Genomic DNA, 598 nt, shown 5'->3' on the forward strand with positions numbered 1-598 from the left:
CGTCTCCCCGGCCACACTCCATACACTGAAGCGCGCCCAGCGCATGCGCCCAGCGCCCGCCGCGAAGTTGACATAGGGCCCGAGCGGGCTGACGAACCATCGGCTCAGAAAAACGCCCATACCGCCCCAACGCTCAACAGAAGCGTGCGCCCGACCCAGCAGTGCGGCCCGGCCCCGGCGGGCCTCCGCCCAGCGCTCAAGCCACCCCGCGCATGAGCGCCCGAGCAGATAGCCGGTCTGGTCACCACTCAGGGCGCCCCCATAGGCCGCCAGGCTCACCGAAGCGAGAGGCAGGTCGCCTGAGGCCGCGAAGGCACCACCGGTGAGCATCATCAGCGATGCCGGCACGGGCACCGCCAGACAGCTCAGGAAGGTTACGGCAAACAGGGCGGCGCTGCCGTAGGTGGCAACAAGGAGAAAGACCGTGTCCGTCATTCCCTGTCACCCTTTTGGGCACGTACGGCTTCGTCAATACGGCGCTGTATCTCCTCGAGGGTCAGGCTGGAGGCCTCAGCGATCTCCTCGAGCGTGTGGCGCTCACCATCAACGGGCTCCAGCTCCAGCGCTTCACGCACCAGCCCGGGCGGCAGGTCATAGG

General features: G+C 67.6%; 1 protein-coding gene. It reads right to left on the reverse strand.

Going from position 1 to position 598, the window contains the following annotated elements:
• The coding region (locus GLW00_RS21020) for a DedA family protein (RefSeq protein WP_202412592.1) at window positions 1-435 on the reverse strand (435 nt) is incomplete at its 3' end.
• Window positions 436-598: the final 163 nt, after the last annotated feature.

Origin of the sequence: Halobacillus litoralis (genome assembly GCF_009856445.1) — a bacterium.
GTDB classification, from domain to species: domain Bacteria; phylum Bacillota; class Bacilli; order Bacillales; family Halobacillaceae; genus Halobacillus; species Halobacillus litoralis.